Source organism: Colwellia sp. Bg11-28 (genome assembly GCF_002836245.1).
In the GTDB taxonomy this organism is placed as follows: Bacteria; Pseudomonadota; Gammaproteobacteria; order Enterobacterales; family Alteromonadaceae; genus Colwellia; species Colwellia psychrerythraea_A.
In genome coordinates, this window is record NZ_PJBA01000002.1 from 126,434 (window position 1) to 140,185 (window position 13,752).

12 protein-coding genes are annotated in these 13,752 nt (G+C 37.2%); 6 read left to right on the forward strand and 6 right to left on the reverse strand.

Features of this window, described 5'->3' with window-relative positions; translation table 11 throughout:
* The first annotated feature begins 263 nt into the window (after positions 1-263).
* Positions 264-1,097, forward strand: a complete 834-nt coding sequence (locus CXF79_RS02505; RefSeq protein ID WP_101153784.1) for a lipase family protein — start codon at positions 264-266, stop codon at positions 1,095-1,097.
* Positions 1,098-1,176: 79 nt separating this feature from the next.
* On the opposite strand, the gene CXF79_RS02510 is transcribed toward CXF79_RS02505, so the two are convergent.
* The 3 genes from CXF79_RS02510 to CXF79_RS02520 all read right to left on the reverse strand — a co-directional run bounded on the left by CXF79_RS02510 (position 1,177) and on the right by CXF79_RS02520 (position 3,274).
* Entirely contained in the window at positions 1,177-1,506 is a 330-nt protein-coding gene (locus CXF79_RS02510; protein WP_101153786.1) for a NirD/YgiW/YdeI family stress tolerance protein, read from the reverse strand.
* A gap of 241 nt (positions 1,507-1,747) precedes the next feature.
* A complete protein-coding gene (locus tag CXF79_RS02515; RefSeq protein ID WP_232769056.1) occupies positions 1,748-2,275 on the reverse strand; it encodes a PEP-CTERM sorting domain-containing protein in 528 nt (175 codons plus the stop codon).
* Positions 2,276-2,680: 405 nt separating this feature from the next.
* Positions 2,681-3,274 carry a PEP-CTERM sorting domain-containing protein gene (locus tag CXF79_RS02520; protein WP_101153791.1) on the reverse strand — a complete coding sequence of 198 codons (594 nt, stop codon included), beginning with the start codon at positions 3,272-3,274 and terminating at the stop codon, positions 2,681-2,683.
* A gap of 492 nt (positions 3,275-3,766) precedes the next feature.
* Here CXF79_RS02520 and CXF79_RS02525 point away from each other — a divergent pair, with 492 nt between their 5' ends.
* Together CXF79_RS02525 and pntB are read left to right on the forward strand one after the other, a co-directional pair.
* Complete coding sequence (locus CXF79_RS02525; RefSeq protein WP_101153793.1) at positions 3,767-5,296, forward strand: Re/Si-specific NAD(P)(+) transhydrogenase subunit alpha; 1,530 nt, start codon at positions 3,767-3,769, stop codon at positions 5,294-5,296.
* Positions 5,297-5,305: 9 nt separating this feature from the next.
* Complete coding sequence (gene pntB, locus CXF79_RS02530; RefSeq protein ID WP_101153795.1) at positions 5,306-6,715, forward strand: Re/Si-specific NAD(P)(+) transhydrogenase subunit beta; 1,410 nt, start codon at positions 5,306-5,308, stop codon at positions 6,713-6,715.
* A 477-nt stretch (positions 6,716-7,192) separates the two neighbouring features.
* On the opposite strand, the gene CXF79_RS23560 is transcribed toward pntB, so the two are convergent.
* On the reverse strand, positions 7,193-7,780 hold the full coding sequence (locus CXF79_RS23560) for a PEP-CTERM sorting domain-containing protein (RefSeq protein WP_232769057.1): 588 nt from the start codon (positions 7,778-7,780) through the stop codon (positions 7,193-7,195).
* Positions 7,781-8,179: 399 nt separating this feature from the next.
* On the opposite strand from CXF79_RS23560, the gene rimO reads away from it, so the two are divergent.
* Both rimO and CXF79_RS02545 read left to right on the forward strand, forming a co-directional pair.
* Positions 8,180-9,634, forward strand: a complete 1,455-nt coding sequence (gene rimO / locus CXF79_RS02540) for a 30S ribosomal protein S12 methylthiotransferase RimO (protein ID WP_101153797.1) — start codon at positions 8,180-8,182, stop codon at positions 9,632-9,634.
* Positions 9,635-9,828: 194 nt separating this feature from the next.
* Positions 9,829-10,515: a MaoC family dehydratase gene (locus CXF79_RS02545; protein WP_011042613.1), complete on the forward strand. Its 687-nt coding sequence runs from the start codon at positions 9,829-9,831 to the stop codon at positions 10,513-10,515.
* A 193-nt stretch (positions 10,516-10,708) separates the two neighbouring features.
* Here the strand turns inward: CXF79_RS02545 and CXF79_RS02550 are convergent, their stop codons facing one another.
* Both CXF79_RS02550 and CXF79_RS02555 read right to left on the reverse strand, forming a co-directional pair.
* The gene (locus CXF79_RS02550; RefSeq protein WP_198560018.1) at positions 10,709-11,947 is read right to left on the reverse strand and encodes an ABC transporter permease; all 1,239 of its coding nucleotides are present in this window, start codon (positions 11,945-11,947) and stop codon (positions 10,709-10,711) included.
* Entirely contained in the window at positions 11,944-12,639 is a 696-nt protein-coding gene (locus tag CXF79_RS02555) for an ABC transporter ATP-binding protein (RefSeq protein ID WP_101153799.1), read from the reverse strand. Before CXF79_RS02555 ends, CXF79_RS02550 begins: the two co-directional genes overlap by 4 nt.
* Positions 12,640-12,755: 116 nt before the next feature.
* Between CXF79_RS02555 and CXF79_RS02560 the strand changes: the two genes are divergently transcribed.
* Complete coding sequence (locus CXF79_RS02560) at positions 12,756-13,325, forward strand: DUF3299 domain-containing protein (protein WP_101153801.1); 570 nt, start codon at positions 12,756-12,758, stop codon at positions 13,323-13,325.
* The last annotated feature ends 427 nt before the right edge of the window (positions 13,326-13,752 follow it).

Sequence of the window (13,752 nt, forward strand, 5' to 3'; positions counted from 1 at the left end):
TACAATACCAACCTGTACCTAACTTGCTTTGCTATAAACACTACTATTTACGTGTGTGTTTTGTACTACTCGAATTTTCTGCTATTTTTAGTATATTATAATTATACATATGGGGTTGAGTGAACCTTTTATGCTTAGTATAACTAGTTAGTATTCATTGTTGATAAGTCGTAGCTTTGGAGATACAAGCTAAACCCCATTAACGAGGACTTTTTCAGAATGATATCTTCTAAATTAATAGATTGTTACTAAGGGAAATAGTTATGAATTATTACGATAAGTTCCAAGGAATAAAGCAAACCGATTCTTACGATGAAAAAACGTCGTTGTCTTTAGCAATCGCATGTGATTTAGCTTATGAAAAAGATGAAAATAAAATAGCTTCAGTAGTCGAAAGTTGGGGGTATCAATTTAATGGTGCAATTGAAATTGTAAAAAAACCAGATGTAGATACTCAATGTTATGTTATGTCGAATGCAGATAATATTGTAGCGGTTTTTCGAGGTAGCGACGCCTTAAAAGACTGGTTTGCAAACTTTCAGGCTGTTTATGACCCTGGACCTTTAAAGGGTACTAAAGCTCATGAAGGTTTTCAAGATTCCCTATTTCCTGCGGTTATAGGCATTACCAACTTGCTAGATAGTGTGTTATCAAAAAATAAAAAAATATGGATCACAGGACATAGTCTTGGTGGCGCATTAAGCTCTCTTTATGCTGGTATGTTGATAGAAAATAAATATAGAGTATATGGGATATATACTTTCGCTAGCCCTAGACCTGGAAATGAAGCTTTTAAGGTGGGTTTAAATAATAAAATTATAGGTCCTCATTTTAGAGTCGTAAATTTTGGTGATGTTGTTCCTCATATACCACCTGAACCATTTTATAGCCACCCAGGTGCTCGGGTAATACTGAAAGAAGAGGTGAGAGAGCATTCTGATGAATCATGGTTCTCTCAGCGAATAGAGGCTCTAAGAGTATTTATTTCTAATGCAACTGAAGTCTTAGATGTTGCTGATAATCATAGGCTTAGTGCTGACGAAGAAAGTTACATACCTAGACTAATAAAAGATTTAGAAAGGTCTGATAATGAATAAACATCCTAATAATTAAATTTTATATAACCAAAAAAGCACCAATAAATGATGCTTTTTGATTCTGACTTTAGTTGTTTTTTTATTTCGCTAATTCTAAATACTCAGCTTCTAAGCTTGTAGTTGTCCAGTCGATATCTACTTCAGCAGTAATTCTAACCTTATCATCAGATGATATTTTTATATTTCTAAAGTCTTCATCATCAATTTCTATTTCTATTTCTACTTCACCACTATCATCTTTAAAAAGGTAAAGTTCATTCTTCAATTTTTTAACTAAATGGCCTTCTACTATCACTCTACTGTCGTCTGATAATTCAATAGCATTTTTAATTGTTGTAACTTCAGCTGTACCGCCTTCGCCTATAAACTCAGCATTAGCAGTTAATGATAATAGTAAAGTAGTACCGATTAATTATATTTTCATTCTAAACTCGTTATATACGTTAGTTAAGATATGAGTATTATATATGTAACAAGTCTATAGTTTGTATTTGAGTGTGTGTGGTTTTTATTTAGTGATATGGCTAATGTCGGTACTTAATTAAGAGGCTAGTCCTGAAAGGCAGGCAATAAAAAGCACCAGTATGAATGGTGCTTAATGATTTACTTGTCTTTAGTGGGTAAATCGGGGTCTAAAATAGCTTCTATTGCTATTTTTTGAATCTACGTGATGCTAAACCCATAAGAGCTAATCCGAAAATAGCAACGGTAGCTGGTTCTGGGACAGCAACTAACTCTGCAATCAAGGAAGCATTATCAAAGTTCCATACTCCAGTTCCTGGATCTGTAGCAAATAGAAAGCTTAAAGTGTTAGTTGAATCAGTACCAATGAAGTTATAGGTTGTCGTATTCCACGAGGTAGTTGTAACTACGGAGAAAATATCGCTATCAATGCGAAACTCCATCTCATTACCTAATATCTGGGATGCATAAGAGTCAAAAGTTAACTCATAGCTATAAAGAGAACTAGTTGTAATCTCTTGACTAAGACCACTCAAGCCATTATTGTCAAATGTCATAAAAACACCACTTGATGCTGTTGCGTAATCTGATGTTGGAATGGTAGTCCAGCCGGTTAAATTGTTGGTCAAAAAGTCACCATTTGTAATCATTCCCGCATTAGCAAAGCTACTAGCAGACAAAACTAATCCGGCAACAGCCGCTTTTAACATTTTCATTGTTTTTCCCTTGTAATACATTTCCGAAAATAGAAAGGTATCTTTAGTCATTGTTATTGTTACTTTTGTTTACAGCATTAATTATACCATCTTTTTTTAGTTTTTTATTTTAAAATTGTTTTATTTACATTAATTAACAAGTGTGAGTATTATCCTCTAAGAAAACATTCTCGTATAACCCTGCAACCCTGCAACCCTGCGCATTAAAAAATTTCCTTAGTACTAATTGCTATTAATAATTGAAAGCAGTTAGGTCATTAATTATAAAGCTGTAAGTCTTAATAGTGATCTAGGAAGGCGTTTGAGTGATATTCACAGGTTTTAGGCAATAAAAAAGCACCAGTTAATGGTGCTTTATATTTTACTAACCTCTAATCGTAGAAGGTTGTATGGAAAATTAGCTTACTATTTTTTGAATCTACGAGCTGCTAATCCCATAATGCTTAAAGCGAAGATAGCAAGGGTTGAAGGCTCAGGGACTGCTTGTACGTTAGATACGGTTAAAAATGAATCAACAATCGAATCTCTAACATCAAGAATACCTACTCCGTAGTTAAGTGTACCAGTTGATGTTGCTAACCACGAAAAAGTGCCGCCGCTATTATCAGCCGTACTTGTATCTGCAATTAAGCTAATGCCATCAAGATCTAGTGTTACAAAAGCAAAGTCATTATAACTTGAAGAGTTACTCTCATTTGAATCCCAAACCCAATCAAATGAAAATATTTGTCCAGCATTCACATGTATACTGTTACCAAATGCAGAACCAGTTGTTGCATTTCCTGTAGACAAAACATCTAGAGAACCAGCTACCAAAGACAGAAAAGATTCAATACTTGAATCTGTAGTTGTAGCACCATTACCACTAACCGTAGTTATTGTATAACTACCGCCTCCATTATCAGTGAAGTCACCAGTAGTAATTAAGGCAGCATTAGCAAAACCACTAACAGATAAAACTAATCCAGCAATTACCGCTTTTAACATTTTCATATTCATCGTATTTTCCCTTGTAATACATTTCTGATAATAGAAATGGACTTTTAGTTATTGTACATTTGTTTAAGCATTAATTGAGCCAGCTATATTTAATTGTTAATTTTCATTACGATAGATGAGTATTTATTGAGCGCAATTTCCATTGTGTAAAAAAAACAGACATTATGATGCGCATAAGTTGTTGTTTTAAAGTTGCTTTATTTACATTGGTTTAACAAATACGAATATTACCATCCAGCAAAAATTATTATGAATAATTCCATGCATTAAAAAATTGCCTTAGCTGTCACCTTGATTTTGTGATAGTTCCGACTGTAGACAATTCGATCCAAAACCAAAAAACCAGGTTATACATTCCAGCTACAATGTTCGAAGCGCAACATTTCAGTAAGCTATGCTTCAAATAGAGCTTGCAATTTAACAGCTTATTGTATTAATTTTGAACAAGCCATGTCAGAAAAAATTATTCATATATATACTAAGGAAATTCAAATGAGAATAGGTATACCCAAAGAATCTTTTTTAGGTGAGCGTCGGGTTGCAGCAGCACCAAGCTCGGTTAGTGCATTAATTAAATTAGGTTTTACTGTGCAAGTACAAAAAGGTGCGGGTACTAAGGCGAGTTTTACCGATCAAGAGTTTAGCGATGCTAATGCAGCAATTGTCTCGAAGAAAGCCTGCTGGCAAAGCGAAATTCTCTTTAAAGTAAACGCGCCCACACTAGAAGAAGTTGAGTTAATGAATGATGGCTCAACACTCCTTAGTTTTATTGCGCCAGCGCAAAGCTCTGAATTATTAGAAGCCCTGCGAAGCAAGTCAATTACTACCTTAGCCATGGAAATGGTACCTCGGATGACCCGTTCTCAACCAATGGATGCTTTGAGTTCAATGGCAAATATTGCGGGCTACCGCGCCGTTATTGAAGCATCTCACCATTTCGGTCGTTTTTTTACTGGGCAAATAACCGCAGCTGGTAAAATGCCGCCAGCTAAAGTGATGATAATTGGTGCAGGGGTTGCCGGTCTAGCCGCACTTGGTACCGCAGGTAGTTTAGGTGCCATTGTACGAGCTTTTGATACACGTCCAGAAGTTAAAGAGCAAATAGAAAGCATGGGAGCTGAATTTCTTGAACTCGACTATGAAGAGCCAGAAGATACTGGCTCGGGTGATGGTTACGCCAAAGAAATGAGTAAAGCATTTATTGATGCCGAAATGGCGTTGTTTGCAGAGCAAGCCAAGGATGTTGATATAATTATTACCACCGCGATGATTCCGGGTAGACCAGCGCCGAAATTAATCACTGAAAAAATGGTTGAATCAATGAAGGCAGGCAGTGTGATTGTAGATTTAGCTGCTGCAGGTGGAGGTAACTGTGAATGTACCGTCCCTGGTAAAGTTGTTGATACGTATGGTGTAAAAGTGATTGGTTATACTGACCTAGTGTCACGTTTACCTAATCAGGCTTCACAGCTTTATGCTAATAATTTAATGAATCTAACTAAGTTATTATGTAAGAACAAAGATGGAACGCTTGATATTGATTTTGATGATGTAGTCATTCGTAATATGACAGTAGTTAAAGAGGATGAAATTACTTTTCCACCTCCGCCTATTCAAGTAAGTGCAGCGCCCGTGAAAAAAGCAACAGTTGAAGCTGCTGAGCCGATTGAAGAAGTCGCTTCTCCAATTAAAAAATATGCTTTTATAGGGGCTGGAATAGCGTTATTTGGCTGGGTGGCTAGTATTGCTCCTGCAGATTTCCTTACTCACTTTACTGTTTTTGTACTTGCTTGTGTTATTGGCTATTACGTGGTTTGGAACGTCAGTCATTCGTTGCATACACCTTTGATGAGTGTCACCAATGCGATTTCTGGCATTATTATTGTGGGGGCATTATTACAAATAGGCTCGGACAATATTGTAGTACAGATACTCGCCACATTAGCGACTTTAGTGGCAACTATCAATATTGTCGGTGGCTTTAAAGTCACTAGTCGTATGTTAAAAATGTTTAGTAAGTAGGGGAGTAGTATGGAATCTACACAAATAGCGTCTAATGGCTTCATTAGTGCAGCATACGTGATTGCTGCTTTATTATTTATTTTCAGTTTAACAGGTTTAAGCAAACAAGAATCGGCTCAAAGGGGGAACTTATTTGGTATGGCTGGTATGGCTATCGCTTTACTTGCCACCATTATTGATCCAAGGGTTTCTAATGTCTTTATCATTATTATTGCGATGGTTGTTGGTTCAGGAATTGGACTAAGATTAGCGAATAAAGTTGAAATGACACAAATGCCTGAGCTTGTTGCAATCTTGCATAGTTTTGTAGGTTTAGCTGCCATGTTAGTTGGTTTTAATAGCTATTTTGATTCGGGGCATAGTGTTGTGCTTACAGCAGCCCAGCACACCGCTATGAAAATACACTTAAGTGAAATTTTCATCGGAATATTTATTGGTGCTGTGACTTTTACTGGCTCTATTGTCGCTTTTGCGAAACTACGTGGAACGATAAGCTCTAGTGCCTTAATGTTACCTCATCGTCATAAAATGAATTTAGCCGCAGGGATTTTCAGCTTTTTATTGCTACTTTCTTTTGTCAATCATGACGGTTCAAATATAGCCTTATTCTTAATGACTATTACGGCTTTGGTATTTGGTTGGCATTTGGTTGCTTCAATTGGCGGTGCAGATATGCCAGTTGTTGTCTCTATGTTAAATTCTTATTCAGGTTGGGCAGCAGCTGCTGCTGGTTTTATGTTAAGTAATGATTTACTCATCATTACGGGGGCTTTGGTTGGCTCGTCAGGGGCTATTTTATCTTACATTATGTGTAAGGCAATGAATCGCTCTTTTATCAGTGTCATTGCCGGAGGTTTTGGTACAGACGTTGTTATTGATAACGATAAAGACTACGGTGAGCACACAGAAGTGCATGCGGAAGCGGTTGCTGACTTATTACGTAATGCCAAATCTGTCGTTATCGCCCCAGGTTACGGTATGGCTGTTTCTCAAGCGCAATATCCTGTTTATGAGCTGACCCAACAACTCATAAATAAAGGAATAAAGGTTCGTTTCGCTATACATCCGGTGGCTGGTCGTCTACCAGGACATATGAACGTATTACTGGCTGAAGCAAAAGTGCCTTATGATATCGTTTTAGGTATGGATGAAATCAATGATGATTTCTCAGAGACTGACGTAGTATTGGTTATTGGCGCGAATGATACCGTTAACCCCGCTGCTGCCGAAGACCCAACTAGCCCTATCGCAGGAATGCCGGTGCTTGAAGTTTGGAATGCTAAAGAAGTTATTGTGTTCAAACGCTCAATGAGTACGGGTTATGCTGGAGTGCAAAACCCATTGTTCTTTAAGGACAATACTCAAATGCTGTTTGGTGATGCTAAAGATAGTGTGGAGCAAATATTTAAAGCACTTTAATACGAGGTGCATTAATAAATACACCAGTTTATATTTATTCTACGGTCTAAACTGGTGCGTTTCATTTTTCAGCGAATGAAAATAAAGACTCAAATTGCGCTGTGAAAATGGGTTTTGTATCTCTTGACTGCCTAAACTAATTCAGCCGTTGCTTTGCAGCGGAAAAGTCACTATAGCATTTCAATAATACTTCAGATTTTTTTCAGTATAATCAATACACTCAAACGAACCGACCAAGTTCGCCGTCTTTGGCTTACTTGAACAATGGTCTAATTAAGTGTTGTCGAACAATGCAATTGACTGATGCTTTGTTTGAATAGTTTTCTAGCATAACTGGCTTATTGGGTATGAGTGATAAGCGTAAGTTACTGTCGAAGTAGTGGTTTGAGCAAACGATTAGGGGGAATTTAACTAAATTACAGGCAATAAAAAAGCACCAGTATCTATGGTGCTTTTTTTAAAAGTGAGTAGTTTGGCTTATTGTTTCTTAAATCTTCGTGCAGCTAAACCCATAATGCCTAATGCAAAGATCGCAAGGGTAGAAGGCTCTGGGACTGATGTAATCCCAGTAGTGCTTATTTCATACGAACCAGGGGCACTTAAAGTAGCTACAAGTAAAGTGTAAGTGCCTGTAGAAGATAAGGATAAATTAAACCGTGGATCTCCAAAAGGACCTCCAAACGAATCATTTTCCGTATCATCCTGAGTATCTATTACTGTTAATGGGCCAAAAACACCATTTGATACAAGGAGCCCATTGATTAAACCGTCAGGGCTAAGTGAATCGACATCCAACCCTGTAACATCACCAAAAAATAGAGTAGCAATTAAATCTGGTGATGCTTCAGTTCTGTTAATATCAATATCAATTATGTCACCTGCGGCTCCATTAAAAGTCCAATAATCACCGAGTGAAGCTATAAAACTATCATCGTCACCGATGACAGTACCAGAAAATACAGTACCATCTTCTAAGTTACCTAATGGAATAACTCCAGCATTAGCAAAACTACTAACAGATAAAACCAAACCAGCCAAAGCCGCTTTTAACATTTTCATATTCATCGTATTTTCCCTTGTAATACATTCCTGATAATAGAAATGGATTCTAGTTATTGTACCTTTGTGTAGTATTAATTGAGCCAGCTATATTTAATTGTTAATTTTCACTATGATAGCTGAGTGTTTATTGAGCACAACATCCTTAGTGTAAAGTAATCGGACACTATGATGTTTGTAAGATGTTGTTTTAAAGTTGCTTTCTTTACATTGTTTTTACTTGTACGATTATTACCATCCAACAAAACATTCCTGTATAATCCCGCGCATTGAACAATCGCCTAAGCAAACACCCTGAGTTTGCAATAAAGGCGTTAAAACCACCATTTATGACGCTGCTCTTCTCTTGATTAGATACTTGAAAAAGCACCTGTTACAAAAAATATAGAGTAAGTTGAGAGCAATATGACCGTAGAACAATTCGACCCGCAAACACCAAAGAAAAGCAGTAATTCTGCAGAAAGCCAAACAACGACTTTAGATATTCCCTCTAAAATGATTGCAGAGCAACATCAAGCCGTTGTTGACTCAGGCGCATCAAAAAAAGGTGCAAAGGTAGGCTTCGTAAGTCTGGGCTGCCCAAAAAACTTAGTTGATAGTGAGCGTATACTTACTCAACTTCGTACTGAAGGTTATGACGTAACCAATAGCTACGATGATGCGGAATTAGTGATTGTAAATACTTGTGGTTTTATTGATAGCGCAGTACAAGAATCTTTAGATACCATCGGCGAAGCGTTAGCTGCAAATGGTAAAGTGTTGGTTACTGGTTGTTTAGGCGTTAAGAAAGATGAAATTATTGAGTTACACCCCAATGTATTAGGTGTTACTGGTCCTCATGCTTATGATGAAGTCTTGGCTCAAGTACATGAACATGTCGCTAAACCTGAACATAACCCATTTATTGATTTAGTACCGCCGCAAGGGGTTAAGCTTACGCCTAAGCATTATGCTTATTTAAAAATATCAGAAGGCTGTAATCACCGCTGTACGTTCTGCATTATTCCATCAATGCGCGGCGATTTAGACTCTCGTCCAGTGGGTGATGTATTAGGTGAAGCAAAACGCTTAGTTGATTCGGGTGTAAAAGAGTTATTAGTGATCTCACAAGATACTTCTGCTTATGGCGTTGATGTAAAACACAAAACAGATTTCTGGGATGGCATGCCAGTTAAAACTCACATGCAGCAATTATGTGAAGAATTAGCGAAGCAGGGCGTTTGGATACGCCTTCATTATGTTTATCCGTATCCACATGTGGATAAAATCATTCCATTAATGGCGGAAGGTAAAATACTGCCATATTTAGATATTCCATTTCAGCATGCAAACAAACGCATATTAAAATTAATGAAACGTCCTGGTAGCTCAGACCGAGTATTAGAGCGTATTGCCAAATGGCGAGAGATTTGTCCTGAATTAGTTATTCGTTCAACCTTCATTGTTGGTTTCCCAGGTGAAACAGAAGAAGAATTTGAAGAGTTATTAAACTTTTTAGAAGAAGCACAATTAGACCGAGTTGGTTGTTTTAAATATTCACCTGTTGAAGGTGCTACCGCTAATGCGTTACCTGATCATGTTTCAGATGAAGTAATGGAAGACCGTCTGCAACGTTTTATGGCAGTGCAAGCGAAAATCAGTAGCGATAAATTACAAGCACGCATTGGTCAAGAATACCTTATTCTTGTTGATGAAGTGAATGGTTTAGGTATTGTAGGCCGTTCATATATGGATGCACCAGAAGTTGACGGTAAAGTTTATTTGTCAGATGATTATGATGCCAAACCAGGTGACCAAATTTGGGTACAAATCATTCATGCCGATGAACATGATGTTTGGGGCGTTCGCGTAGAAGATTAATCGTATTAAGTTAGGCTTAACTCAATTTAAGCCTAACTATTATTGCCACTTGTACTAATTGAAATACTCCAAAGCCGAGTTGATCTAGAGAGAATGGATTCACTTTAATAATTTATTGATGTCGTAGTGTATAGTTAATTTAAAATACGGATAGACAATAAATTTAGGCATCAAGATATTGATAAGGCTACTATATGAAAGTTATAGCGTTTATTAGAGAAAAGAGAAAAAATTTACAACACCAAAATGATCAGTTTATCGCCAAGTTAGAGCCTAAATTTAAGAACTTATCAAATTTATTCAATAACAAAATCACTATGCCTTTTAGAAATACGCTAAATAACCCTTGGTTCTCTCAATTTAGTCCTGTAGATGCGGAAGAAAGTAAACCCGAGGAGGTATTGATACAAGTACCACAAGCAGAAAAAACCTACAAAAGCCTGCTTGAAAAAATCGATACAGTAACATTTGTAGGTGATTGGCATGAGGTAGAGCAAGAGTGTATTGATCAATTTGCCGAAGTCACAGGTGATAAACAATGGATTCATACCGATCCTATTCGTGCAGCGAAAGAGTCGCCCTTTAAAGCGACAATAGCACATGGGTTTTTAACCTTGTCATTAATTCCCAAGTTAACTAATTCAGTAGATTTAGATAGTAACCCTTATCCAGAAGCAAAGATGGTTATTAATTTTGGTTTGAATCAAGTGCGCTTTCCTTATCCAGTTAAAGCGGGTACTCGTGTTAGGGCCAGTATTAAATTAGTCAACTTAGTACCTATGAAGCGTAGTATTGAAGTTGTTAATGAGGTAAGTATTGAAGTTGAAAATAGTAAGCGTTTAGCCTGTGTGGCTGAAACCGTATTACGTTTATATTTTTAGTACTTCTTTTCAGAATAAGAGTTTGAAACTTCAATAGAGTACGTACATTTAAATGCCAAGTCGGGCTATCAAATTTTGCTACAAATCATTCATGCAGACGAACATGATGTTTGGGTCGTTCGCGTAGAAGATTAATTTTATAAAATTTTAGGCTACAAAAACACTGTCTGAGAAATCAGACAGTGTTCAATGTTTAATGACTTGAAAGTTGAGCGTGTAAAGCATGCTTATATGCTGCTATTCCTGGCAACAAAGGCACAATCAATGTTGCGATAAATATCATGGAGATTAACCACATCAATTCCATGGTAAAAATATCATCACTTAAAAACAAACCAAATTCAGCAGCAAACCATGCCTCAAGACTATAAAGTGCGAGTGTTAGTACTACTATTGACATGATGATTGCTAGGCTTACTAAAATAACGGCTTCTAACAAAATTAGCAGTAATAGGGTAACAGGACTAGCCCCTAACATGCGTAATACTGCTATTTCTGTTTGACGCTCGTTCATTGAGGCCAACAACATAGTTGTGAGTCCAAACAAGGATGAAATAAGCACTAGCACCGCTATGGCGCGCAGCAAATTTTCAACGGTTGCCATCAAACTCCACAGCTCTGTCATGGCAACACCAGGCAAAACTGCCATTAATCTATCTGTTGGATAGTTATTAATCTCTCGCTGTAATCCAAATGTTGATAATTTACTTTTTAGCTTAAGCATAACAGCCGTAATACTTTTAGGTACGGGTGGTGTTTTTTCTGGATTTATTAGCCATTTTTTTAATGCTGATGGCGGTAAGTGGATCGCTTCAATGGCACCTAAACTTACGTGAACACTTTTATCAACGGGCGTGCCAGTGCTTGCTAAAATACCACTTACTACAAAAGCTGTTTGCTCGTGTTTGGTAAAGCTTGTATTGCCAATACCATGAGCAATAATTATTTCATCGCCCAAATTATAATTAAGTTCTTTTGCAACATCGGCACCGATAACTACGTCAAATAAGGATGAAAATTTACTGCCATGTTCAAATTGCAATGACTGTTTTTTACCATAGCGATAATAAGTAAAATAGCTGTTATTTGTGCCAATAACTCGAAAACCACGATGAGAATCGCCAAGAGAAATAGGGATAGCCCAGTCAACTAGTTGTCGCTTTTCGAGCATGGTAAAGCTCGTGTACTTAATGTTATTGGCAGGGCTGCCCATTCTAAAAACAGAATATAACAATAAGTTTAATTGACCACTAGGCGCGCCAACAATCAAATCTACGCCTGATATAGTACGATTAAAACTTTCTTTTGCTTGCAGGCGAATATGTTCGATACTTAGCAATACTACAATGCTGATGGTTAATGATATGAAGGTCAAGATGGCCGTTTTTTTTCGGCTTAATAAGCTGTGCCAGGCAACAGAAAGTAATATCATAATGACATGGTTTCCTCAGCTTTACTCAATGTAGTAATGTCGAGGTTACTATCAAAATGATGCAACAAGGAGGCATCATGACTGACAAAAATAAGCGTGATTTTAGTGTTGTCACAGATCTGCATAAGTAAGTCCATAAATGCATTTTTTGCCGATGCATCGAGTGCCGAGGTAGGTTCATCAACTAATAATAATCGTGGATGATTAATCAGAGCGCGGGCAATTGCGACGCGTTGCTGCTGTCCAACACTCAATTGGTTAACTTGTCTGTGCATAATATTACTGGGTAACTGCAATGCGTTAAGCAACGTTTGCACGTCAGAATTCACATCAGGCCTTGAATTTTTGGCGAAGTAGGCTGCGAGCTGAATGTTTTTAAGCACCGATAGATACGGGATAAGATTAAATTTTTGAGATACCACGCCAATATTTTTTGCTCTAAATAAGTCCCGCTGGCTGTTTGATAACGCACTGATATTATGATCGAATAGACTAACGCTGCCTGACGTTGGTAGTAAAATTCCACACAATAAATTTAAAAGCGTGGTTTTCCCGGAACCAGAACTTCCATGTAAGAATACACGTTCAGTGATATCGACTTGCCATTGAGCAATAGATAACCCAGCATAACTGGCAGGGGTATCTTTATAATAGTGGTGTATATTTTGTAAGTTGATAGCAAGTGTTGACAAATCTTATTCACCTTCGATAATCACAGCATAGGTATTCCTATCCGCTTCTGTTTTATGTTATGTTATGTTATAACATTGATGGCTAAGGTGGAAAGAAAATTTGTGATTTGGATAAAATGAATAGCCGATGTGTTTTATGCTCAATAATCCTTGTGCTAGTGGTATTAATATTTAGTTTAACGGTAAGAGCACAGGTTGAGTATACCGACATAGAATGGACCGAATTAATCCCGGCTGATGATTTAGCGGTATTACTTAATCCGCCAGACTTTTTGTTTGATATAGAAGATCAATCAGAAAACGATAATATGGAGTCATTAAAAGGAGTTAGTTCAACCGATGAAGCAGCAAAAAGGTATCAACAGGCGCTAGAATCAACAAGGGTTGTAGAGACATTTGATGGTAAAAGCATTCGACTTCCAGGTTTTGTCGTGCCTCTAGAAACAGATGAAAAACAACGGGTAACGCAATTCTTTATTGTTCCCTACTTTGGAGCATGCTTACATATGCCACCACCGCCGCCAAATCAAATTATCTTCGTAAAATCGTCGGCGGGCATTGAAGTAACCTCTTTATACGACGCGTTTTGGTTTCAAGGGGTTTTAAGTATTGATACAACAGATAGCCTCCTAGGAAAATCAGCATATAGTTTGCAGCTTAATAAGGCTTATCTTTACAAAGATTAAGGGTACGTAAATTTTAGATACTCACTATTATCACTAGCGATAACGGCTTGCCACTTAATTACTAATTCATTAGATCAATCTCTCATTAGAGCAATGCCATACAATTAACCTTCAAGGTTCTCTCAAAAATAAAATAACTAGATTGGTTTAGTGTTATAATATCACAATAACGCTTTATTAAGTAATTGTGATGTTATAACATAATAGCTTAATGTCTGGATGGTTCTTCTAGTCAATTTTAATGATTTACCCAAGCTACTTGAATATGCGTGTTTCAGGGCACTTGAGCGATTCATGATCAAGGCGTCTCATTTTATTAAGGGTTATTTTCTTAAAAAAGGAGACAACGAAGAGCATGGCTTGCTCAGACGTCCCCGCAGGGCTGGTTTTTAAACGCTTTTTGCTGCGTTATTGATTTTGACAATAG

Bases quoted from the DNA above. Each gene is read 5' to 3' on its own strand.
- CXF79_RS02505 (WP_101153784.1), top strand. From the start codon at position 264: ATGAATTATTACGATAAGTTCCAAGGAATAAAGCAAACCGATTCTTAC.
- CXF79_RS02515 (WP_232769056.1), bottom strand. From the start codon at position 2,275: ATGAAAATGTTAAAAGCGGCTGTTGCCGGATTAGTTTTGTCTGCTAGT.
- CXF79_RS02520 (WP_101153791.1), bottom strand. From the start codon at position 3,274: ATGAATATGAAAATGTTAAAAGCGGTAATTGCTGGATTAGTTTTATCT.
- CXF79_RS02525 (WP_101153793.1), top strand. From the start codon at position 3,767: ATGAGAATAGGTATACCCAAAGAATCTTTTTTAGGTGAGCGTCGGGTT.
- pntB (WP_101153795.1), top strand. From the start codon at position 5,306: ATGGAATCTACACAAATAGCGTCTAATGGCTTCATTAGTGCAGCATAC.
- CXF79_RS23560 (WP_232769057.1), bottom strand. From the start codon at position 7,780: ATGAATATGAAAATGTTAAAAGCGGCTTTGGCTGGTTTGGTTTTATCT.
- rimO (WP_101153797.1), top strand. From the start codon at position 8,180: ATGACCGTAGAACAATTCGACCCGCAAACACCAAAGAAAAGCAGTAAT.
- CXF79_RS02545 (WP_011042613.1), top strand. From the start codon at position 9,829: ATGAAAGTTATAGCGTTTATTAGAGAAAAGAGAAAAAATTTACAACAC.
- CXF79_RS02550 (WP_198560018.1), bottom strand. From the start codon at position 11,947: ATGATATTACTTTCTGTTGCCTGGCACAGCTTATTAAGCCGAAAAAAA.
- CXF79_RS02560 (WP_101153801.1), top strand. From the start codon at position 12,756: ATGAATAGCCGATGTGTTTTATGCTCAATAATCCTTGTGCTAGTGGTA.